Here is a 22,179-nt window from a genome sequence, read left to right as displayed (position 1 = left end):
TCTAGCGAAGGATCTCCTTCAGCACCTCGCCATCGACCTGATGCGGCGTCGTGCCCAGCATCCGCATGATGGTCGGCGCGACGTCGATGTTGCGCATGTGGCGCACCACCGTGTCCCGGCGGATCTGTGGTCCCGCGGCGATGAATGTCGCGCTCATCACCGGAAGCTCGGGGTCGTGACCGTGGGCACCGTAGAAGTTCGGCATCGACAGCGCGGTGGTCGCCGCATTGAACGGCGCATCGCCCTGGCGCGCGACGCCGGGATTCTGCACGCCGTCGAAATTGTAGCCGGGCGCCATCAGCGCGAACACGTCGCCATAGTCCTGGCCGACCGTCTTGCTGATGCACTGTCCGGTGCCGGCGTCGCATTGCAGCGGCCGGGTCTCGACGACGGTGAAGATGCGCTGATCCCGGAGCGAGTAGTTGAAGCGCGCGTTGGGGTCGACCGCGTTCTTCACGGCGTCAGTGATCTGCGCCACCAGCGCGCGATAGGTCGCCAGATCGACGGTGCCACCGAGCTCGCGGTTCTGCAAATTGACGTAGATGTCGGCGGCCGGGCCCGAGGTGCGGATCCCGATCTTGCTGGTGTCGATGCCCGCATTGCGCAGGATGTTGGTGAGATTGACCGAAGTGTGGAACGGCGCGAAGCCGTGATCCGACACCACGATGACGTTGCTGTCGCGGCCCGCCGCATCGGCGATCTGCTTCACGGCCTTGTCGGCAGTCTGATAGGCGAAACGGATGTAGGAGGCGTAACGCTTGACCTTGGCGGGATCCTGGTTGGAACCGATCGAATTCGGGTCAGTGGGGTTGGTGCCCTGGCGCGGATCAGTGAGCAGGAACTGGTGCTCGGAGCCATCGGGCTGCTCGATATAGACCATCACGAGGTCGGCGTCGGGATGGGTCTTGATCGCGCGCTCGCCGATATTTGCCTGGTAGCGCACGAAGGTTTTCACCATGTCCTCGAACATCGTCTCGATCTCGACGTCGGGGAAGCCGGTGAAGCCGGGGCTCAAGCGCTCAGGAATGCGGAAATCGGCCTGCGGGCGCCAGAAACCGATATTGTTGTTGATGTCGTCGACATCGGCGAGAACCGGCGTGTTGCGCGGAATGTAGTTGGCGCCGTAGCGGGCGAAGCGCACCACCGAGAGATCGGGTGACAGCGCCGAGACGAAGTAGGCGGCACCCACCTTCGCGCCGCTGCCCTCGAAGAAGAACGGCGCGTTCTCGCCGCCGAACTTGACGTAGGCCGGACCGGTCGACGGTGCGTGGAACGGTCCCGCGGTGATGCCGCGGTTGGCGTCGAAGAAAACCAGCGTGTCGTAGTTCACCTTGCGGTCGTTGGTGGTGTCGATCGCGGCGACGCGGATCGAATATTTGACGTCGAGCGTCGCGGCGTTGGTGCAGGTCGCTGTCGCCGATGTCGAGCACGAGAACGTCTCGATCGGCGCCGAGGTCACCAGAACCGGGCTGAACGAGAAGTGCCCCGCGGCCTGCAACGCCGCGACGATGCCCGGATCGGCCGCGAAGTCGCTGCGCGACAGCGTGAAGCCCTGAGCGCCGATGCCGCCGAACGCGCCGAACGGTACCGTGAAGTCGGTGACGCGGGTCGGCTGGGCCGGCTGCACCACGGTCTTGTTGATAGAGATGTCGGCGCCGTCGCCGCCGGGCCAGGTCGCGGTGATCACCTTCTTGCCCTGCTGGCGGAGTTGCACCCACAGGGGTTGCGCCGTCGGGTGCGCCGACGGCCCGAGCGGGCTCTCGCTGTAGCCGCCGATCGGCGCCGCAAAGCCGCTGATGCTGCTGGAGATCGGCCCGACGATCGGCTGGAACGTGTTGGAGGGGATGTCGTTGTGGACCGCCGTCGAGCCGGTCGCGATCGCGATGTGTGACACCGCGGTGAGCGACGGCGATGCCGTCACGTTCTGCAATGCCACGGCGCCGCGGCGGCTGAGTCGGGCGAGGCCGCCGTCGCGCGGCAGCACGCCTTCCTCGATGAACTTCTGGATGAAATCGGGCTTGGCGCCGTCGAGCGAGATCATCACCACGCGCGGCTTGCGGCCATGATGATCGCCATCATGGTCTTGATCCTGGTCCTGATCGTGATCGCGCGACTGGCCGGGACCGCGATCGCCATTGTCGCCGTCCTGGCCGGCGCGCGCAGGAGTTGCAACACATGCCAATGATGCGATCAGCCACGCCACCGACGTGACGGAAACGAACGTCTTCAATTTCATGAGAATGCCCCAAGCTCGCGGCGCGGACGCGCACAAACGGAAACCGTTCAGCAATCTTCCGAGGCTTGGCTGACGTGCATGTGACGTGCGCGCGACGAGGCAACGACAGTGCGTCGTTGCGTCACAACCGGGTTGATATCGCTTCACACCAAGAACGCGCGTGAACACAACGCGCTGGCGCTCTGGTTTGGATTCATCCGTGCGGATGTAACGGCCGGATGACGACGCGCGTCCACCGAAGCGTTGGCGTGAAGGCCACGCGTCAAAGACAACATCGAGAGCTCCGCTCCGATTCAATCGGAATGGGAGAAGCTCTTGCGCGCGCTATGCCGTGGTCGCTGCCGGCGCCTTGCGCTTGATCCGCTTGATGGTGCCGGAGAAGGCGAACAGCGGCCGCCCCGCCGATGTCAGCATGCCCCTCACGAAGATCAGCGATCCACCGGCGCGGGTGACCTCGCCAGCGCACTCGATCAGGTCCCCCTCGCGGGCCGCGTCGAGGAATTCCGAGCCGAACGAGACCGTGACACCTGGGCCCTGGAGCACGGGGCTGGCGAGCGCGAACAGGCAGTAATCGGCAAAGGTCATGAGGCAGCCGCCATGGACGTTGCCGGAGCCGTTGAGATGCTTCTTGCCGACCCGGAACGCGCAGGCGATGCGGCCGTTTTCGTCCATCCGGTGGTAAAATGGGCCGGTATGGCTCTCGAAATTGTCCCGGGTCCAGGTTCGCCAGCCGGCGAATTCGCCCTCGGTCTCGACGTGGAGGTCGGGGCGGCGGTTGAATGCGGTCTTGAGTGCGGTGTCGGCGAGCTCGTTCACGAGATTGGCCTTCAATTGTCGGGTTCGGGTTCTTAAATCCGATCGATCCCCGTTGTGCAAATCCCAGTGCAATTCCCGGGCCGGCTGCGGCCCCCGCAAAGCTCTGGACAGGCTGGAAATGCCCCGTAAAAGGCCTTTTCGCCCCCGTTCGATCTACCTATTAAGGGTCCCATGACCGCGCCCAAGAACGACCTGAAGAACGAGCCCCAGATCACCCCCGAACTCGTTGCCGCCCACGGGCTGAAGCCAGACGAGTACGAGCGCATCCTCAAGCTGATCGGGCGGGTTCCGACCTTCACCGAACTCGGCATCTTCTCGGCGATGTGGAACGAGCATTGCTCGTACAAGTCGTCGCGGATCCATCTGCGCGGACTGCCGACCAAGGCCCCCTGGGTGATCCAGGGTCCCGGCGAGAATGCCGGCGTGATCGATATCGGCGACGGCCAGGCGGTGGTCTTCAAGATGGAGAGCCACAACCACCCGAGCTATATCGAGCCCTATCAGGGCGCGACGACAGGCGTCGGCGGCATCCTGCGCGACGTCTTCACCATGGGCGCGCGGCCGATCGCCTGCCTGAACGCGCTGAGCTTCGGCGCGCCCGAACATCCCAAGACCCGGCACCTGGTCTCCGGCGTGGTCGCGGGTGTCGGCGGCTATGGCAATTCGTTCGGCGTGCCGACGGTCGGTGGCCAGGTGCGCTTCCACACCCGCTATGACGGCAACATCCTGGTCAACGCGATGGCGGTCGGCCTCGCCGACGCCGACAAGATCTTCTACGCGGCGGCCTCGGGCGTGAACATGCCGATCGTCTATCTCGGCTCCAAGACCGGCCGCGACGGCATCCACGGCGCCTCGATGGCCTCGGCCGAATTCGACGACGCCTCCGAGGAGAAGCGCCCGACCGTGCAGGTCGGCGATCCCTTCGCCGAGAAGTTGCTGCTCGAAGCCTGCCTTGAGATCATGGCGGCCGATTGCGTGATCGCGATCCAGGACATGGGCGCGGCGGGCCTGACCTGCTCGGCGGTCGAGATGGGCGCCAAGGGCGATCTCGGCGTCGACCTCGACCTTGACGCGGTGCCGACCCGCGAGACCGGCATGAGCGCCTACGAGATGATGCTCTCGGAGAGCCAGGAGCGCATGCTGATGGTGCTCAAGCCCGAGAAGGAGCAGGAGGCCGAGGCGATCTTCCGCAAATGGGGGCTCGATTTCGCCATCGTCGGCTACACCACGCCGACCAAGCGCTTCGTCGTCAAGCATGGCGGCGACGTGATGGCCGACCTGCCGATCAAGGAACTTGGCGACGAGGCGCCGGTCTATGACCGTCCGCATGTCGCCTCGAACGCGCTGCCTGTGATCCGCGGCCAGGACGTCAAGTCGCCGCTCGGCATCGCCGCGGCGCTGGAGAAGCTGATCGGCACGCCCGAACTGTGCTCGAAGCGCTGGGTGTGGGAGCAATACGACCACGTCATCCTCGGCAACACCATGCAGCGTCCCGGTGGCGATGCCGCCGTGGTCCGGGTCGAGGACGGGCCGAAGGGGCTTGCGCTTACCGTCGACGTCACGCCGCGCTATTGCGAGGCCGATCCGTTCGAGGGCGGCAAGCAGGCGGTGGCGGAAGCCTGGCGCAACATCACCGCGGTCGGCGGCCGGCCGCTCGCGATCACCGACAATCTCAATTTCGGCAACCCCGAGCGGCCCGAGATCATGGGCCAGTTCGTCGGCTGCCTGAAGGGCATCGCGGAAGCCTGCGTTGCGTTGGACTTCCCGGTCGTGTCCGGCAACGTCTCGCTCTACAACGAGACCAACGGCCGCGGCATCCTGCCGACCCCCTCGATCGGCGGTGTCGGCCTGCTCGACGATTTCACCAAGTCGGCGACCCTGGCATTCAAGGCGGCCGGCGAGGCGATTCTCCTGGTTGGCGACACCCAAGGCTGGCTCGGCCAGTCGGTCTATCTGCGCGACGTGTGCGGCCGCGAGGAGGGTGCTCCGCCGCCGGTCGATCTGGCCACCGAAAAGCGCAATGGCGACGTGGTCCGCGGCATGATCCGGGCCGGCACCGCGACCGCGGTGCATGACGTCTCCGACGGCGGCCTTCTGATCGCGCTTGCCGAGATGGCGATCGCCAGCGGCATCGGCGCGCAACTCCTGGCGGCGCCGTCCTCGATCGTGCCGCATGCCTATTGGTACGGCGAGGATCAGGCCCGCTATATCGTTACCGTGCCCGCCGCCGACGCCGGCCTCGTGCTGGCCAAGATGAAGGGTGCCGGCGTGCCCTGCGCGCGGATCGGCACCACCGGCGGCGACGCCATCGCGGTGGCCGGCGAGCCGCCGGTTGCGGTGGAGACGCTCTCGCGCGCCTTCGAGCACTGGCTGCCGAACTACATGCGCAGCACCGCGGCCTGAGCCTGATCCGGCAGGGTCAGGCGCTGCGGCGCAAAGCAACGATCTCAATAGCGCGATGAATCCTTCATCGCGCTATTTCGTTGTGTGCGAGCCTGATCGCTTCCGACCGGACGCTAGGTCGCGCCGCGGATCGCGCGCCACGCGAAGATGATGATGCAGGCGCCGATGAAGCCCGCGATCAGATAGCTGAGCCATCCACCACCGAGCGATACGCCGAGCAGACCCAGCAGCCAGTTCGCCAGCGCGGCGCCGACGATGCCGAGGATAATGTTCATGAGGATACCGGTACCGGACTTCATGATCATCTCGGCGAGCCAGCCGGCCAATCCGCCGACGATGATAGCGGCGATCCATCCAACTTGAGGGTCGTTCATCTCGGGACTCCCTAGGGGTCAAGCAGTCCGGCCAGCATAACCCAGAATCACCCGGCGGGATGTGACCAATGGCAGGGTGTGCGCAACTTGTCGGTGATATCGTCCGGTCTCAGCCCTGCCGCTTGCGCCGTTCGGCGGCCGTGATCAGGACGCGCGGACCTGGACCCTGGGTGCCGAGCTTGTCCTCGCCATTGCGTAGCGGGCAATCAGTCAGCGACAGGCAGCCGCAGCCGATGCAGCTGAACAGCTTGTCACGGAGGTCGGTGAGATCACTGATGCGTTGTTGCAGCGCCTCGGTCCAGGCGCGCATCGCGCGCTCCCATTCACGCATCGTCGGGGCGCGATCGAGCGGGATCGCGGCGAAGGTCTGCTTGATCTCCTCGAGCGGGATCCCGGCGCGTTGCGCGATCCGGATCACCGCGATGCGCCGCAGCACGCCGCGCATGTAGCGCCGCTGATTGCCGCCGGTCCGCCGGCTCGCGATCAGCCCTTTGCTCTCGTAGAAGTGAAGGGTGGAGACGGCAAGGCCGCTGCGTCGCGCCACTTCGCCGACCGAAAGCTCCTGCGCCATCGTCATTTTTCTGAAGTCCTGGATTAGAAGTCTTGCAGGCCGCCAGCCTTGACCTCAACCATACTTGAGGTTCTATAACAGGTGCGGGCTTGCAGGGGCAAGCTTCCGGCCGTGCCGCCGGGGTTCGTTCTTGGAAGCGATATGCCGTCCGCATCACTCTCGTCGCGCCGTTGGCTGGGGCTTCGTGCCAAGCCGTTCGGCATCACCATCCTGTTGTTGGCTTGTGCTGCCGGTGCGCTGGCCGTCTGGCGTGGTGGCGGGGCCGTCGCGAAACCGACCGCTGAATCGCCGCCGACGCCGGTGGCCGCGATGGTGGTGCGGACCGAGACCTTGCCGCGGTCGATCGAGGCGATCGGCTCGTTGCAGGCGGTGCGGCAGGTGATTCTGGCGCCCGAGGTTGCCGGTCGCGTCACCGCGATCAATTTCGATGCCGGCACCGACGTCACCGCGGGTGCACCGCTGGTGCAACTCTATGACGCGCCGCTGCGCGCCTCGCGCGCGGTCGCGGTCTCCAAGGGGCGTTTCGCGCAATTGCAGGAGAAGCGTTCGCAGGGGCTTGCGCCGTCCGGCTTCGTGACCCAGGAGACCCTGCAACAGCGGCAGGAGGACCTGAAGCAGGCCGACGCCTCGGTCGAGCAGCTCGATGCGCAGATCGCGCAGATGACGATCCGAGCGCCGTTCGCGGGCCAGATCGGCCTGCGCAAGGTCAACCTCGGCCAATACGTCAACGCCGGCGATGCGCTCGCCACGCTGACCGCGCTCGACCAACTCTATGCCAATTTCACCGTTCCGCAGCAGCGCCTGTCAAATCTGAAGGTGGGAGGCGCGGTGACAGTCCGTACCGACGCTTTCCCCGATCGGGTGTTCGAGGCCAAGATCAACGCCATCGAACCGCAGGTCGCCGAGGACACCCGCAATGTCCTCGTGCAAGCCCTGTTCGACAATCCCGACCGGCTGCTGCGGCCGGGCCTGTTCGTGATGGTCAACGTCGTGCTGCCACCGCAGCCCGACGCCATCGTGGTGCCTGCGACCGCGATCCAGACCAGCGCGTCGGGCGAGAGCGTCCTGGTGGTGCGCGACAACAAGGCGATCGGCGTCGCGGTCAAGACCGGGCAGCGCATCGGCGAGCGCGTGGTGGTCGAGCAGGGGCTGTCACCGGGCGATCATATCGTGACCTCGGGCCAGCTTCGCGTCATGCCCGGCGCGGCCGTCCAGATGACGATGGCGGAGACGCCGGAGAAGGGCCGCTAACCCGCGCGGCAAGCGGCCAAAGGCAAGCATCATGCATTTCACCGACATCTTCATCCGCCGGCCGATCCTGGCGACGGTCGTCAGCCTGCTGATCCTGCTGATCGGCACCGCCGCGATGGTCTCGCTGCCGGTCCGGCAATATCCCAGCATGGAAAGCGCCACCATCCAGGTCGACGTGTCGTTTCCCGGCGCGACCCAGGACGTCATGCAGGGCTTCGTCACCTCGGTGATTGCGCAATCGATCGCGACCGCCAACGGCATCGAATACATGACGTCGAACTCGACGCTCGGCACCAGCCAGATCAAGGCCAAGCTGGTGCTCAACGCCAATGCCGACCGCGCCATGACCGAGGTGCTGGCCAAGGTGCAGCAGGTCAAATACCGGATGCCGGCGGGCGTGTTCGATCCCGTGATCACCAAGATCACCGACGGTGCATCGGCGGTGCAGTACATCGCCTTCACCAGCGCGACGCTGAGCCCTGCCGAGATCACCGACTTCGCCACCCGCGTCGCCCAGCCGCTGCTGACCTCGGTGCCCGGCGTCGCCTCGGCCGACACGCTGGGCGGCGCGGCACTGGCGATGCGGGTCTGGATCGATCCGTTCAAGCTCGCGGCGCGCGGGTTGACCGCGGGCGATATCGCGGCCGCGTTGCGTTCCAACAACGTGCAGGCGGCGCCGGGCCGGCTGCGCGGTGAGATCACCGTCACCAACATCACTGCGCGGACCGACCTCAGGAATCTCGACGATTTCCGCAACATGGTGATCAAGACCGGGGCCGGGAGCGGCGGCCTGGTGCGGCTCGGCGACGTCGCCACGCTGGAAATCGGCGGCGAGAATTACGATGCCAATGCGCGCGACAATGGCACGCCGACCGTATTCATCGGCGTGCAGCCGACCCCCGACGGCAATCCGCTGGAGATCGTCGCGGCCACCAACAAGGTGATCGAGGATCTCAACCGGGCGGCACCGCCCGGCCTGCAAGTCAGGGACGTCTTCAACATCGTTCACTTCGTCAAGGCCTCGATCTCGGAGGTCCAGCACGCACTGGTCGAGGCGATCGTGATCGTCGTGGTGGTGATCCTGCTGTTCCTCGGATCGTTCCGTTCGGTGCTGATCCCCGTTGTCACGGTGCCGCTGTCGCTGGTCGGCACCGCCGCGATGATGCTGGCGCTCGGCTTCTCGATCAATTTGCTGACCCTGCTCGCGATGGTGCTGGCGATCGGGCTGGTCGTCGACGACGCCATCGTGGTGGTGGAGAACATCCATAGGCACATCGAGGAGGGGCTGAAGCCGGCCGAGGCGGCCCTGATCGGTGCCCGGGAAATCATCGGCCCTGTCATCGCGATGACGATCACGCTTGCCGCGGTCTACGCCCCGATCGGTCTGATGGGCGGCCTCACCGGCAGCATGTTCCGCGAATTCGCCTTCACGCTGGCGGGCTCGGTGATCGTGTCGGGCGTGGTCGCGTTGACCCTGTCGCCGATGATGAGCTCGCAGCTGTTGGGCGAGGCGACCTCGCATGGCCGGTTTGCCCGCTTCGTCGAGCACCGGTTCTCGAAGCTGTCGCGCGGCTACAGCCGGCTCTTGGCAGCGACGCTCAGGATGCGTACCGCGGTGCTGGTGGTTGCCGTCAGCGTGCTGGCCGCGATCGTGGTGCTGTTCCTTGGCAGCCAGCGCGAGCTCGCGCCGCCGGAAGACCAGGGCTACGTGTTCACCGTACTCAGGGCGCCGCAATATGCCAGCGTCGATTACACGACGCGCTACACCGACCAGATCGAGCAGATGTACCGCTCGTTTCCGGAGTACCAGTCGAGCTGGGTGCTCAACGGCAATGACGGACAGAACCGGGCCTTCGGCGGCATCAACCTGACCGACTGGGACAAGCGCAAGCGTTCCGCCAACGACATCCAGAACCAGCTCTACGGCATGTCCTACGGTGTGCTCGGCGCCAGCGTGACGCCGTTCCAGCCGGCCGCGTTGCCGGCGGCGACCGGCGGCCTGCCGTTCCAGATGGTGGTGCGTTCGGCCGGCGATTTCGCCAGCATCTATCAGGAGGTCGAGACGCTGAAGGGCGCGGCCTGGAAGAGCGGGCTGTTCGTCTTCGTCGACAGCGATCTCGCCTTCGACAGCCCGACTGCGCGGATCACGATCGATCACGCCAAGGCGGCCGAGGCCGGCGTCAGCATGCAGACCATCGCCGATACGCTCGCGGTGCTGGTCGGTGAGAACTATGTCAACCGCTTCAATTTCTTCGAGCGCTCCTATGAGGTGATCCCGCAGGTCCGCCAGGCCGATCGCGTCACGCCGGAGAGCCTTGGCAATTTCAACGTGCGTTCCAGTTCGGGCCAGATGTTCCCGCTGTCGACGGTGATCAAGGTCAACGTCAAGCCGGAGCCGAACCGGCTGCCGCAGTTCAATCAGATGAATGCGGCGACGATCTCGGCGGTGCTCAAGCCCGGCGTGACCATGGGGCAGGCGGTGTCCTTCATGCAGGCGCAAAAACTGTCGCCGGGGATGACGGTCGACTGGCTGTCGGACAGCCGGCAATATGTCCAGGAAGGCAACCGTCTGATCGTCACCTTCGGCATGGCGCTGATCGTGATCTTCCTGGTGCTGGCGGCGCAGTTCGAGAGTTTCCGCGACCCGCTGGTCATCATGGTGACGGTGCCGCTCGCGGTGTGCGGCGCGCTGCTGCCGCTGTATTTCGGCTTCACCACGCTGAACATCTACACCCAGATCGGGCTGGTCACGCTGATCGGGCTGATCTCCAAGCACGGCATCCTGATGGTGAGCTTCGCCAACGAGATCCAGCACCATGAAGGGCTTGACCGGGTCGCCGCGATCCAGAAGGCCGCCGCGGTGCGCATGCGGCCGGTGCTGATGACGACCGCGGCGATGGTCGCGGGCCTGGCGCCGCTGCTTTATGCCGACGGTGCCGGAGCGGCGAGCCGGTTCGCGATCGGCATCGTCGTGGTGATGGGGATGCTGATCGGCACGCTGTTCACGCTGTTCGTGCTGCCGACCTTCTACATCCTGATCGCCCGCGATCATCGCGCCGCGGCCACGCCTCGGTTCGAGAGCGTGGCGGCGAGGGGGGAGATCGCGGCGTGATCTCTACAGCACGTAGTTGGCGCCCGGCAGCTTGCGCAGCACGGCGGTTGCCGCCCAGCTCAGTGCCACCGTGGCGAAGAACGCGATCGCAGCCTTGGCGATCGCCGGCAGATCCATGTCGAACAGCCAGTATTGCAGCCACAGCACGATCGGATAGTGCACCAGGAACATGCCGTAGGCGTCGCTCTGCATGCGGTCGAGCAATGTCGGCCCCACGGCTTTCGATTGCAGGAAGTAAGCCAGGATCGCGAACAGGATCGAGGCGCTGAACAGCACGTAGAAGCTGCCATAGGCCGCGAGATACCAGCCCGGCAGCGGATCGGGGTTACCGATGATCTCGCGCTTGATGTAGATCATCACCCACATCAGCGCGTAGGGGATCAGCGTGATGCCGGTCCAGAACCAGCGCCGCTCGGTCAGTCGCCCGTGCGCGCTGAGCACGCCGCCCTCGAGGTTTGCCGCGCCGATGCCTGCACCGATGAAGAAATAGGACGCGTACAGCAGCACGCGGCTCGCCTGCACCGAAAACGGCCCAAGCTCGAACCAGTAGTTCTGGCCGTAATGGATCAGCATCGGCAGGTAGGCGACGGCGCTGACCACGACGAGGAACAGCCAGAACTTCGAGGGACGTTTGAATCCCATGATCGACAGACGGTTGATCGGCTCGAGCAGGCGCGGAGAGACCCGGTACAGCAGGCTCGCCGTCACGTCGAACGTCATCAACACCCAGACGAACCAGATCGGGCCGCTCGGCCATGGCCCGAACATCATCGTCTTGCGCCAGAACTCGGAAAAGGCCAGTTCGGGCGTCGCGCGCAGGGCGATCGCGTAATAGGCGATCGGAATCACGGTGACGGCGCAGACCACGAACGGCAGGCCGAGCCGCAGCAGCCGATCGCGCAGGAAGATCAGCCACGGCTTGCGGCCGAGCCCCGGCCAGACGAACAGCCCGGACAGGAAGAAGAACATCGCCATGAAGAAGCTGTCGGTGGCGAGCACCACGCAATCGAAGCCGATCCACGACGTCGGGTCGGTATGCCCGAAATGGGTGTAGGGGATCACCGCGTGGTGCAACAGCACGACCAGCGTGAGGAAGGTGCGCGCACGGTCCAGCGCCAGGTTGCGCTTATGGAGCTTCGGTGCGGCCTGGACGTCGACGGCCGGAGCCGCGTGAGCGATCGATTTCATGGTGCCCCCAGCCGGGTCTGCACCCGGATGTTGCAATCGGGAACTCGATTCAGCAAGGGCCAATCGTCCCGATTCCGCGGTGTCGAGGTCGGTCATCACAACAGTCTGTTTCGTCTTGGAACTGGGGTTGGTGGCGGGCGTTATCGGGGGCACGGGCGGCCGCGCAAGGCGCGCGGCGATGAGGAGTGGGCGATGACGATTCTGAAGTGGGCGCTGATCTTTCTTGTCGTGTCGATCATCGCGGGCTTGCTGGGCTTCACCGGCATTTCAGCCGCCTCCGCCGACATCGCGCGCTTCCTGTTCTACGTCTTTGTCGTGATCTTCCTGGTGCTCCTGATCCTCGGGCTCACGATATTCAGGGTGTAGCCGGACCCGGCCGAATACCATCTCGTCATGCCCGGGCCTCGCCCGGGCATTTGCGTTTTTCAGTCTGGAAAGCAACTACGCGGAGGGCTGACAGGACCCGGCCACAGCAAGTGAGGACAGCTACGCCACTTCCTCGATCTTCACCTTGTCCGGATAGAATGCCAGATGGCCCGATATTTCGGTCATGGCCGGGAACGGCGCCTCATAGGTCCAGATCGCATTGTCCAGCGTCTTGCCGTTGGCGTTGATGCTGAAGTAGCTCGCGTCGCCCTTGTAGGGGCAATGCGTGGTCCGCTCGGTACGGGTCAGAAGCTCCATCTTGGCGTCCTGCCGGGGGACATATTGCACGGCCGGATAGCTCGCTTCCTTCAAGGTCAGCGCATGGGTCGTCTCGGCGATCACGACGCCGTCGGCGGTGACGCGGACGCGCTTGGCATTGGGCGTGATCGTGATCGGATGGTCGGGGCCGGGGAGCTTCATGATTCTGCGCCTCTTCTGGTCATTTCAGCGTGATGGCTTGTGACCGATTGATGCAGGTTTAAATCGCTGGGAATGGGAATATAGTGTGCCCAGGGATGACCTAGAAGACCTCAGGCGCTAGGTTTTATCCGGCCGAACCGGCCATGATTCGAACGACCCGACGGAGGTGGACTGGGATGCCGATGGACGCCCGTGATATCGAATCGATGATCAAGGCAGCAATCCCGGATGCCGAGGTGACGATCCGCGATCTGGCCGGCGACGGCGACCATTATGCGGCCACTGTCGTTTCCGAGTCCTTCCGTGGCAAGTCCCGCGTCCAGCAGCACCAGATCGTCTACCAGTCGCTGAAGGGCCAGATGGGCGGCGTGTTGCACGCGCTCGCCCTGCAAACCGGCGTGCCGGAAGGCTAGGTCCCAGCGGGCGGGCGGGGGCCTCAAAGCGATGGTGGACAATCCGCGCGGCAGGATGTTTCGCGTCATCGTGCCGAACCAGCACAGCCGCGTCACCAATGCCGAGCTGTTCTTCGATCTCGTCTTCGTCTTCGCCGTCACCCAACTGTCGCATACGTTACTGCACCACTTCACCCCGCTGGGAGCGGTGCAAGTCACGCTGCTGTTCCTCGCGGTGTGGTGGGTGTGGGTCTACACCACCTGGGTCACCAACTGGCTCAATCCCGAGCTGACGCCGGTCCGCCTGCTGCTGTTCGTGCTGATGCTGGGCGGGCTGTTACTGTCGACCTCGATCCCGACCGCCTTCGAGGGACGCGGGCTGTGGTTCGCGGGGACCTATGCCGCGATGCAGGTCGGCCGCACGGCGTTCTGGCTGCTGGCAACACCGCGGCGCCGGACCGCGGTGCGCCACAACGCGATCCGGATCCTGACCTGGCTGAGCTGTTCGGCCGTGCTCTGGATATCAGGCGGCTTTGCCGAGCACGAGACGCGGATGTGGCTCTGGATCGCGGCGCTGACAATCGAATATGTCGCGCCGGCGGCGCGGTTCTGGACGCCGCGGCTTGGCCCATCTTCGATCGAAGCCTGGGCGGTCGAGGGCGGCCACATGGCGGAACGCTGCTCTCTCTTTGTCATCATCGCGCTCGGCGAGGCGATCGTGGTCGACGGCGCGACATTCGCCGAACTGACCTGGACGCCGGAGAACGTTGCCGCCTTCATCTCGGCGCTGGTCGGCAGCATCGCGATGTGGTGGATCTATTTCCACAAGGGCGCCGAGGCCGGCTCGGAGATGATCTCCAAGTCCGAGGAATCCGGCCGCGTGGCGCGGATCGCCTACACCTATCTGCACATGCCGATCGTCGGCGGCGTCATCCTCACCGCGGTCGCCGACGAGCTGGTGCTGAAGCATCCGACCGGCCACTCCGACCTGAAGACTGTCGTCAGCTCGGTCGGCGGTCCCGCGCTGTTCCTGGTCGGGACCATCCTGTTCAAATACGTGATCCGCGGCTTCCTGCAGCTCTCGCACGGCGTCGGTATCGTCGCGCTGGCGGTCACGGCGTACTTCGCCGGCGGGATGTCGCCGCTGGTGCTCTCGATCGTCACCACCGCGATCATGATCGTGGTCGCGGCCTGGGAATCGATCTCGCTGAGGTCGGCGGAGGAAGAAGAATAGCGGAGGCCGTCAGCCGCGACCGGCGACGGCCACACGATGCTGCCAATAGACGAACAATGGCGCGCCGATCAGTTCGAGCGCGGTGAAGCCCACGAAGGGCAATGGCGGCAGGCCGACCATGATCATCGACAGCAGGCGGCCGATGCCGCCGAGGAAGATGCCGGCCCAGACCACGCGGTACAGCACACCCTCGCTCTCGATGCGCGGCACCAGCCACAGCAGCCCGAGCCCAAGCCCAAACCAGAGCCCGCCGAAGAAACGCAGATTGCTGTCAAGCACCGGCAGCGCCGGTACGCCCGACGCGGCGTAGAGCGGATCGCTCACGCCGAGCATCGTGATGATACCGGTCAGGATCGGTATGAGGGCGAGCACCACTGTGGCGATTTGCAGCGCACGCCGGCCCATGATCGTTGTCCCATCCCCGCCGATTCATATGGCTAGTCGGCGACCAGCGCGTGCACCGAGAACATCGTGTTGGCGTCGGTCCAGCTTTCGCGCACCGTCCAGCCCGCATTGCGGGCGAGCGCGGTGAAACGCTCGAGGCTGTATTTATAGCTGTTCTCGGTGTGAATGCTCTCGCCGGGACGGAATGCGAAGGTGTTGCCGAGAATGCGCACGGTCTGCGCCTTGCGGCTGATCAGGTGCATCTCGATGCGATGGCGGTCGCGGTTGTAGATCGAGCGGTGGGTGAAGCCCGACAGATCGAAATTGCCGCCGAGTTCGCGGTTGATGCGTACCAGCACATTCATGTTGAAACGCGCGGTGACGCCGGCCGCGTCGTTGTAGGCGTCGTACAGCACGCGTTCGTCCTTTTCGAGGTCGACGCCGATGATCATCTGCGCGCCGTGACCGAGGATCTTGCGCGCGCTGCGCAGGAATGCCGCGGCCTCGTTCGGCTCGAAATTGCCGAGCGTCGAGCCCGGGAAGAAGCCGACCTTCGGCATGGCGGCGACCGCCTCGGGCAACGCGAACGGCGTCGTGAAATCGGCGGCGACCGGATAGATGCCGAGACCGGGGAAGTCCTTGCGCAGGCCGTCGGCCTGGGCTTTCAGGAAATCGCCCGAGATGTCGACCGGCACATAGGCTGCGAAGTCGCAGTGTTCGAGCAGCAGCCGCACCTTGGTGGTGGCGCCGGCGCCGAACTCGACCAGCGCAGCGCCCTCGGGGATGATCGCTGCGATCTCACCGCTGCGGTCGCGCAGGATGCCGAGCTCGGTGCGGGTCGGATAATATTCCGGCAGCACGGTGATCTGTTCGAACAGCTCCGAGCCGGTGGCGTCGTAGAAATACTTCGGCGACAGCCGTTTCGGGTGACGGGCGAGATCGCCGATCACGTCGCCGGCAAAGGCAGAGGTCGCTTCGTCGGACGGATACGCTTTGGCCAAAGCGGCGGCATGCACATTCATGATACTCTCCTGAACGCGCTTACCGGCGCGCACTTGATGTCAACTGGAATCAATCAGGCGTAGTCGGCGAGGCGTAACCCCGTGAATTGCCAGCGATGGTGCGGATAGAAGAAGTTGCGGTAGGTGACGCGGCTGTGACCGGCCGGCGTCGCCAGCGACGAGCCGCGCAGCACCAGCTGGTTGACCATGAACTTGCCGTTGTACTCACCGAGCGCACCCTCGATCGCGCGGTAGCCCGGGTAGGGCGAATACGAACTGCGGGTCCATTGCCAGACGATGCCATAGGCGTCGTCGAGCAGGCCGGCGCGGGCCGCGACCTCCCATTCCATCTCGGTCGGCAGATGCTTGCCGGCCCAGCGGGCGAAGGCGTCAGCCTCGTAATAGCTGACATGGCAAACTGGCGCCTCCGGATCGATCGCTTGTAGGCCGCCCAGCGTCATGATCTTCCATTCGCCGTCGACCTCGCGCCAGTGGCCCGGTGCCTGCCAGCCCTCGGCGCCCGCGGTGCCGAAGCCATCCATCAGCCATAGCGTCGCGGTGGAATAGCCGCCGTCCCTGATGAAGGCGAGCCAGTCGGCATTGGTGACGAGGGTCTTGGCGAGCTTGACCGGGCCGACCAAAGCACGATGCGCGGGCTTCTCATTGTCGAAATGGAAGCTGTCGTCGGCGTGGCCGACGGTGTGGATGCCTTCGTTGAGCGTCACCCATTGGCCGCCGCCGCGGTGTGAGGGCGGGAAGCGCCAGGCCGGATCGTAGGCCGGCGGGATCGGGTTCTGCGCGAAGGCATGCAGGATGTCGGTGACCATCAGCTCCTGATGCTGCTGCTCGTGATTGAGGCCGACCTCGACCAAGGGCACCAGCGCCTCGAGCTTTTCCAATCGGGCAGTCTGGAAGAACTTCACTACCTCGGCGTCGACATGGCGGCGGTAGGCGGTGACTTCGTCGGCGGTCGGGCGGGTCAGATGGCCGCGCTGGTGGCGGGCGTGCCGGGGGCCGGCGGTTACGTAATAGGAATTGAACAGATAGGCGTAGTCCGGATGGAACGGGGCGTAGCCCTTGACGTGCTCGCCCAGCAGAAACTGCTCGAAGAACCAGGTCGTGTGGGCGCGGTGCCATTTGGCGGGGCTCGCATCCGGCATTGACTGGATCAGCTGATCCTCCGGGGAGAGCGGCGCCGCCCGGCGCTCGGTCTCGTCGCGGACCGCACGGTAGGCTTCCACCAGACGCTGGGGGAGCGAGGCGGATTCGGAGGATAGTGACGGCGAGGCGGCGGTAACGGCGGCCGCGGCAGAGGCTGGTTTCGTCACATGGGTCTCCGATTCGAGGGGAGAACGTTGCTTCGGCAATCTGGTTCCAGACGGACAGTTCGTCCTAGATAGGGGCTCCGTTACGGGAAAAAAGCCTCCCCCATGATGATATTGGGTCCGTCAGATAATCCCGGCGCTTTTAGGGGGTGCTGTCCGGCCCCGGCCGCATGCCAGATTTCTGCCATTTTGCTTTGGATGCACAATGGTTTGAGCTACATATATAGGTAGTCGCGGGTTAGAAGGGTGGGCCGGCCCGTCAGGGCCTGAGAGCGCCGCCTACGCAAGGAAGCGAAAATGAGCATCGAGCAATTCATCGACAACGAAGTGAAGTCGAACGACGTCGTGCTGTTCATGAAGGGCACGCCGCAATTCCCGCAGTGCGGGTTTTCCGGTCAGGTCGTGCAGATCCTCGACCACATCGGTGTCGGCTACAAAGGCCTCAACGTTCTCGAATCGGCCGAGCTGCGCAACGGCATCAAGGTCTATTCGAACTGGCCGACGATCCCGCAGCTCTATGTGAAGGGCGAGTTCGTCGGCGGTTGCGACATCATCCGCGAGATGTTCCAGGCCGGTGAATTGCAGCAGCTGTTCGCCGACAAGGGCATCCCGGTCGACGTGGCCGCCTGACCTTGACCGCGCGCCAGATCGGCAAGGCGCGGCTCGAAGTCATCGTTACCGACATCACGACCCTGCGCGTTGACGCCATCGTCAACGCGGCCAACTCATCGCTGCTCGGTGGTGGCGGCGTCGACGGCGCAATCCATCGCGCCGCTGGGCCTGATCTCGTCGCCGAATGTCGTATGCTTCATGGCTGCAAGACCGGCGAAGCCAAGATCACCAAGGGCTATCGGTTACCCGCCAGGCATGTGATCCATACCGTCGGCCCGGTGTGGAATGGTGGCAAGCTCGACGAGGATGCTCTGCTTGCATCCTGCTATCGGCGCTCGATGGAGCTGTGCGAAGGGCATGGCCTTGCCTCGGTCGCTTTCCCCGCCATCTCGACCGGGATCTATCGTTTTCCAGCAGATCGTGCCGCGCAGATCGCCGTCAAGACTGTCGTCGACACACTGGCCGCCGCCCCCGGCGTCGAGCACATCATCTTCTGCTGTTTCTCCGCCCCAAGCGGTGCACTCCATCAGGAGGTCCTGGACGCCTTCGGGAGCCCTTGTGCCTGATGATACCGCCGCTACACTTCTCTGTGATATCCGGGGAGGGATAGATCGAATGATTTCATTTGGGTTTTGGCGCGCGGCCGCGGCCGCCGCAGTGATGCTTGCGGCTCCGTTGGCACATGCCGAAGGCACCTACGAGATTCCGGCGGGTGCCCATTTCAATCCCGACAAGCTCGCCAGGATCGGCGAGTTCTTCAAGAACGAGGTCGCGACCGGCAAGATTCCGGGCGCCATCGTCCTGATCCAGCAGCACGGCAAGCCGGTGTATCACGAGGCCTTCGGCGTGCAGGACGTGGTCAGCAAGGTGCCTATCACCGACAAGACCATCTTCCGCCTGGCGTCGATGTCCAAGTCGATCACCGCCGTGGCCTCGGTGCAGCTGCTGGAGGAGGGCAAATACAAGCTCGACGATCCCGTCTCGAAATACATTCCTTCCTTTGCCAACATGAAGGTCGGGGTCGAGAAGAAGGCCGAGGACGGTACCAAGACGCTCGAGCTGGTGCCGCTGAAGCGGCCGATCACGATCCTCGATCTGATGACGCATACGTCGGGCATCACCTACGGTTTCTATGGCGATAGCCTGGTCCGCAAGGCCTACAAGGAAGCCAACATCTATGGCGGTGATTTCGATCTCGCCGAATTCGCCGAGCGGATCGCCAAGCTACCGCTGCACAACCAGCCCGGCGAGCTCTGGCAATACGGCCATTCCACCGACATTCTGGCGCGTGTGATGGAGGTGACCACCGGCGAGAAGCTCTCGACGATCGAGCAGGAAAGGCTGCTCGGCCCGCTCGGCATGAAGGACACCGGCTTCTTCGTCACCGATCCGGAGAAGCAGAAGCTGATGGCCGAGCCGATGCCGAACGACAGCGACTTCCGGGTCGGCCGGGTCAACGATCCGACCAAGGTCAAGAAATGGGAGTCCGCCTCCGGCGGCATGGTCTCGACCATGGCGGACTATTCGCGCTTCGCGCAGATGCTGCTCAACGGCGGCACCTCCGATGGCAAGACCATCATGAAGCCCGAGACGTTCAAGGAATTGACGACGGATCGTGTCGGCCCGGGCTCCGGCGTGCAGCGCGACTTTTTCTACTTCCCCGGTGACGGCTTTGGCTTTGGGCTTGGGATCGCGGTGCGCACCGATCCGGGCAATGCCAAGCCGCCGCCGCCCGGCGATCTCGGCGAACTGAAATGGGATGGCGCCAGCGGCTGCTACTATGTCATCGACCGCAAGCAGGACTTCTTCTTCGTCCTGCTGGAGCAGACGCCGAGCGAACGTCAGCGGATTCAGCGGACCTTGAAACAGCTCGTCTATGAAGCGATGGAGAATTAGAGCGGTTTCGAGCGAAGTGGATACCGGTTCGCGTGAAGAAAACGCTTCAAGAAGAAGGAATAAGAGCATGATCCGATTCAATCGAAGCGGATCATGCTCTTATATGCGTGGGTGCCGCGCAGTCGTCGCGGCACTCGTGCTCGCGTTGGTCGCAACGGGTGCGAAGGCCGGTTCCGAGGCGCACAGCTTCTCGGCGGCAGGCCTCGCCAAGGTGTCCGACTATGTCAGGAACGAGGTCGCGACCGGCAAGATTCCCGGCGCGATCCTGCTGCTGCAGCAGCATGGCAAGCCGGTCTACTTCGAGAGCTTCGGGGTGCGCGACATCGCCACCGAGTTGTCGATGAGCCCGGACACCATCTTCCGCCTCTACTCGATGTCGAAGCCGATCACCACCGTGATCGCGATGATGCTGGTGGAAGAGGGCAAGCTCGCGCTCAGCGATCCGGTGTCGAAGTATGTCCCGCCCTTTGCCAAGATGAAGGTCGGCGTCGAGAGGCGTGGCGAGGACGGCAAGACGGTGATGACACAGGAGCCGCTCAAGCGTCCCGTGACGATCGAAGACCTGATGCGCCACACGGCCGGATTGCCCTATGGCTATTACGGCGGCGGGATCGTGAACAAGGACTACGCCGATGCCGGTCTGTTCAACAACGATCCCGACAATACCGAATTTGTCGCGCGGCTCACGGCTCTGCCGCTCGCCGAGCAACCCGGTACGCAGTGGGATTACGGCCATTCCACCGACGTGCTCGGCCGCGTCATCGAGGTGATCACCGGCAATTCCCTGTTTCAGGTCGAGAAGGAACGGCTGCTCGGTCCGCTCGGAATGAACGAGACGGCGTTCTACGTGACCGACCCTGCGAAATGGCCACTGATTGCGGAGCCGATGCCGAAGGACCGTACCATCAGTCCGGTCGCCGACATCCGCGACCCGCGCCGGCTGCTGCGATGGGAATCCGGTGGCGGTGGCATGGTTGGCACCATCGGTGACTATGCACGCTTCTCGCAGATGCTGCTGAACGGCGGCAGCTATCAGGGGAAGCGCTACCTGAAGCCGGAAACGATCGCACTGATGGCGTCGGATCATATCGGTCCGGAGACCGGGGTCGTCCGTGACAAGAACTATTATCCCGGCCCGAACTCCGGCTTCGGCCTCGGCCTCGCGGTCCGCACCTCCGTGCCGGAGAACACGAATTGGCCATTGGGCGAATATCGCTGGGACGGCGTCGGCGGCACGTTCTTCTTCATCGATCCCGCCGACGATCTATTCGGCATCTTCATGGTGCAGACGCCGTCACAGCGCGGCCGGATCCAGCAGGAATTGAAGACGCTGATCTATCAGGCGATGGGGCGTTGACCGGGCAAGACGATCTGTCCGTCATTGCGAGCGAAAGCGAAGCAGTCGATTCCGCCGCTCACTGAGCACGGATTGCTTGGCCGTTCCCGTTCCTCGCGATGAAGCTGTGGGAGCTACGCCGCGCGCACGATGTCCCTGACGTGGCCGATCGCTTCCTCGATCATCGCAGCCGTGACGTCGAGATGCGTGCATGCCCTGATCCGGCCGTCCATCATGGCGAGTGTCACGCCGCGCTTGCGCAACTCGGCGACCATCCTGGCGCCCGATACGCCGGCGCCGTCGGGCATGAAGAAGACGAGGTTGGTTTCCGGCGCCTGCACCGCGATGCCGTTGATCTGCGCCAGCCCGCGCGCCAGCGCCCGCGCATTGGCGTGATCGTCGGCGAGGCGGTCGACATGGTGATCGAGCGCGTAGATGCAGGCGGCGGCCGAGATGCCGGACTGCCGCATCGAGCCGCCGAGCCGCTGCTTCCAGCGCCAGACGTCGTCGATGAAAGCTTTGGTTCCGGCGATCACGCCGCCGATCGGCGCGCCCAGGCCCTTCGAGAAGTCGATCCAGGCGGAGTCCCAGCCAGCGGTCATGTCGCGCGCCGAGATGCCGGATGCGACGGTCGCGTTCAGGAGCCGCGCGCCGTCCATATGGGTGGCGAGGTCGTGATCCCGGGCGATCCGCACGATCTCGTCGAGCGCAGCCTTCTTCCAGATCGTGCCGCCGCCGATATTGGCGGTCTGCTCGACGCTGACCAGCACCTGCGGCGGCTGGTAGCGGGTGCGCGGATGCAGCGCGGTGCGGAACGTATCCGGCGTGAACTGGCCGTCGTCGCCCGGCAGCTGGGTGATCTGGAAGCCGCCGAGCGCCGCATGCGCGCCGCCCTCGCGCGCGATGATATGGGCGGTGGCATGCGCCAGGATCTCGTCCCCCGGCCGGCAATAGGCCAGCGTCGCCGCGACGTTGCACATCGTGCCCGACGGCATGAAGACCGCGGCCTCCTTGCCGAGCATATCGGCGACGCGGGCGCAGAGCTCATTGGTGGTCGGATCGTCGCCGACCTGCTCGTCGCCGACCTCCGCCCTGGCCATCGCTTCGCGCATCGCCGGCGTTGGCCTGGTCTGGGTGTCCGACAGCAGGTTGATGCGGACAGGTGGCGCCTTCGGATCGGGACGGGCAGGGGTGTAGTGCAT

The 22,179-nt window shown here is 64.7% G+C and carries 20 protein-coding genes; 10 read left to right on the top strand and 10 right to left on the bottom strand.

The window, feature by feature from the left end:
* Window position 1 precedes the first annotated feature (1 nt).
* A complete protein-coding gene (locus CWS35_RS30600; RefSeq protein ID WP_100955217.1) occupies window positions 2-2,236 on the bottom strand; it encodes an alkaline phosphatase family protein in 2,235 nt (744 codons plus the stop codon).
* Between the two features lie 324 nt (window positions 2,237-2,560).
* On the bottom strand, window positions 2,561-3,052 hold the full coding sequence (locus CWS35_RS30595) for a PaaI family thioesterase (protein ID WP_024582614.1): 492 nt from the start codon (window positions 3,050-3,052) through the stop codon (window positions 2,561-2,563).
* A 192-nt stretch (window positions 3,053-3,244) separates the two neighbouring features.
* Here CWS35_RS30595 and purL point away from each other — a divergent pair, with 192 nt between their 5' ends.
* On the top strand, window positions 3,245-5,455 hold the full coding sequence (purL, locus tag CWS35_RS30590) for a phosphoribosylformylglycinamidine synthase subunit PurL (RefSeq protein ID WP_100956806.1): 2,211 nt from the start codon (window positions 3,245-3,247) through the stop codon (window positions 5,453-5,455).
* A gap of 113 nt (window positions 5,456-5,568) precedes the next feature.
* Here the strand turns inward: purL and CWS35_RS30585 are convergent, their stop codons facing one another.
* Window positions 5,569-5,829, bottom strand: a complete 261-nt coding sequence (locus tag CWS35_RS30585) for a GlsB/YeaQ/YmgE family stress response membrane protein (RefSeq protein ID WP_024582612.1) — start codon at window positions 5,827-5,829, stop codon at window positions 5,569-5,571.
* A 109-nt stretch (window positions 5,830-5,938) separates the two neighbouring features.
* Window positions 5,939-6,406: a redox-sensitive transcriptional activator SoxR gene (gene soxR, locus CWS35_RS30580; protein WP_024582611.1), complete on the bottom strand. Its 468-nt coding sequence runs from the start codon at window positions 6,404-6,406 to the stop codon at window positions 5,939-5,941.
* Window positions 6,407-6,541: 135 nt separating this feature from the next.
* On the opposite strand from soxR, the gene CWS35_RS30575 reads away from it, so the two are divergent.
* Together CWS35_RS30575 and CWS35_RS30570 are read left to right on the top strand one after the other, a co-directional pair.
* Complete coding sequence (locus tag CWS35_RS30575; RefSeq protein ID WP_100955216.1) at window positions 6,542-7,651, top strand: efflux RND transporter periplasmic adaptor subunit; 1,110 nt, start codon at window positions 6,542-6,544, stop codon at window positions 7,649-7,651.
* Between the two features lie 31 nt (window positions 7,652-7,682).
* Entirely contained in the window at window positions 7,683-10,763 is a 3,081-nt protein-coding gene (locus tag CWS35_RS30570; RefSeq protein ID WP_100955215.1) for an efflux RND transporter permease subunit, read from the top strand.
* 3 nt (window positions 10,764-10,766) lie between these two features.
* On the opposite strand, the gene CWS35_RS30565 is transcribed toward CWS35_RS30570, so the two are convergent.
* Window positions 10,767-11,951 (bottom strand): acyltransferase, encoded by a 1,185-nt coding sequence (locus CWS35_RS30565; protein ID WP_100955214.1) that lies wholly within the window; start codon window positions 11,949-11,951, stop codon window positions 10,767-10,769.
* 192 nt (window positions 11,952-12,143) lie between these two features.
* On the opposite strand from CWS35_RS30565, the gene CWS35_RS30560 reads away from it, so the two are divergent.
* Window positions 12,144-12,317, top strand: coding sequence for a DUF1328 domain-containing protein (locus tag CWS35_RS30560; protein WP_024582607.1), 174 nt, complete (start codon window positions 12,144-12,146; stop codon window positions 12,315-12,317).
* A 120-nt stretch (window positions 12,318-12,437) separates the two neighbouring features.
* On the opposite strand, the gene CWS35_RS30555 is transcribed toward CWS35_RS30560, so the two are convergent.
* Window positions 12,438-12,797: a DUF427 domain-containing protein gene (locus CWS35_RS30555; RefSeq protein ID WP_024582606.1), complete on the bottom strand. Its 360-nt coding sequence runs from the start codon at window positions 12,795-12,797 to the stop codon at window positions 12,438-12,440.
* Window positions 12,798-12,973: 176 nt separating this feature from the next.
* On the opposite strand from CWS35_RS30555, the gene CWS35_RS30550 reads away from it, so the two are divergent.
* Together CWS35_RS30550 and CWS35_RS30545 are read left to right on the top strand one after the other, a co-directional pair.
* Window positions 12,974-13,210 (top strand): BolA family protein, encoded by a 237-nt coding sequence (locus tag CWS35_RS30550; RefSeq protein ID WP_021077843.1) that lies wholly within the window; start codon window positions 12,974-12,976, stop codon window positions 13,208-13,210.
* Between the two features lie 31 nt (window positions 13,211-13,241).
* The gene (locus tag CWS35_RS30545) at window positions 13,242-14,423 is read left to right on the top strand and encodes a low temperature requirement protein A (RefSeq protein WP_100955213.1); all 1,182 of its coding nucleotides are present in this window, start codon (window positions 13,242-13,244) and stop codon (window positions 14,421-14,423) included.
* A 9-nt stretch (window positions 14,424-14,432) separates the two neighbouring features.
* On the opposite strand, the gene CWS35_RS30540 is transcribed toward CWS35_RS30545, so the two are convergent.
* From CWS35_RS30540 to egtB, 3 genes are read right to left on the bottom strand one after another with little or no spacing between them, the layout of a single operon-like run.
* Window positions 14,433-14,828 (bottom strand): DUF4345 domain-containing protein, encoded by a 396-nt coding sequence (locus tag CWS35_RS30540; RefSeq protein ID WP_024582604.1) that lies wholly within the window; start codon window positions 14,826-14,828, stop codon window positions 14,433-14,435.
* A 32-nt stretch (window positions 14,829-14,860) separates the two neighbouring features.
* Complete coding sequence (gene egtD, locus CWS35_RS30535; protein WP_024582603.1) at window positions 14,861-15,829, bottom strand: L-histidine N(alpha)-methyltransferase; 969 nt, start codon at window positions 15,827-15,829, stop codon at window positions 14,861-14,863.
* A 53-nt stretch (window positions 15,830-15,882) separates the two neighbouring features.
* Window positions 15,883-17,136 carry an ergothioneine biosynthesis protein EgtB gene (gene egtB, locus CWS35_RS30530; protein ID WP_100955212.1) on the bottom strand — a complete coding sequence of 418 codons (1,254 nt, stop codon included), beginning with the start codon at window positions 17,134-17,136 and terminating at the stop codon, window positions 15,883-15,885.
* 294 nt (window positions 17,137-17,430) lie between these two features.
* Here egtB and grxD point away from each other — a divergent pair, with 294 nt between their 5' ends.
* The 4 genes from grxD to CWS35_RS30510 all read left to right on the top strand — a co-directional run bounded on the left by grxD (window position 17,431) and on the right by CWS35_RS30510 (window position 20,998).
* Window positions 17,431-17,763 carry a Grx4 family monothiol glutaredoxin gene (gene grxD, locus CWS35_RS30525; RefSeq protein ID WP_016843475.1) on the top strand — a complete coding sequence of 111 codons (333 nt, stop codon included), beginning with the start codon at window positions 17,431-17,433 and terminating at the stop codon, window positions 17,761-17,763.
* The gene (locus CWS35_RS30520) at window positions 17,760-18,311 is read left to right on the top strand and encodes an O-acetyl-ADP-ribose deacetylase (protein ID WP_100955211.1); all 552 of its coding nucleotides are present in this window, start codon (window positions 17,760-17,762) and stop codon (window positions 18,309-18,311) included. The genes grxD and CWS35_RS30520 overlap by 4 nt, the downstream gene beginning before the upstream one ends.
* A 49-nt stretch (window positions 18,312-18,360) precedes the next feature.
* Window positions 18,361-19,641 carry a serine hydrolase gene (locus CWS35_RS30515; RefSeq protein WP_100955210.1) on the top strand — a complete coding sequence of 427 codons (1,281 nt, stop codon included), beginning with the start codon at window positions 18,361-18,363 and terminating at the stop codon, window positions 19,639-19,641.
* A gap of 103 nt (window positions 19,642-19,744) precedes the next feature.
* Window positions 19,745-20,998 carry a serine hydrolase gene (locus tag CWS35_RS30510; RefSeq protein WP_100955209.1) on the top strand — a complete coding sequence of 418 codons (1,254 nt, stop codon included), beginning with the start codon at window positions 19,745-19,747 and terminating at the stop codon, window positions 20,996-20,998.
* 113 nt (window positions 20,999-21,111) lie between these two features.
* On the opposite strand, the gene CWS35_RS30505 is transcribed toward CWS35_RS30510, so the two are convergent.
* The gene (locus CWS35_RS30505) at window positions 21,112-22,179 is read right to left on the bottom strand and encodes a low specificity L-threonine aldolase (RefSeq protein WP_100955208.1); all 1,068 of its coding nucleotides are present in this window, start codon (window positions 22,177-22,179) and stop codon (window positions 21,112-21,114) included.

The organism is Bradyrhizobium sp. SK17 (assembly GCF_002831585.1).
GTDB lineage: Bacteria > Pseudomonadota > Alphaproteobacteria > Rhizobiales > Xanthobacteraceae > Bradyrhizobium.
The sequence above is the reverse complement of the archived record's forward strand: the minus strand, read 5'-3'. Positions and strand labels throughout refer to the sequence as shown.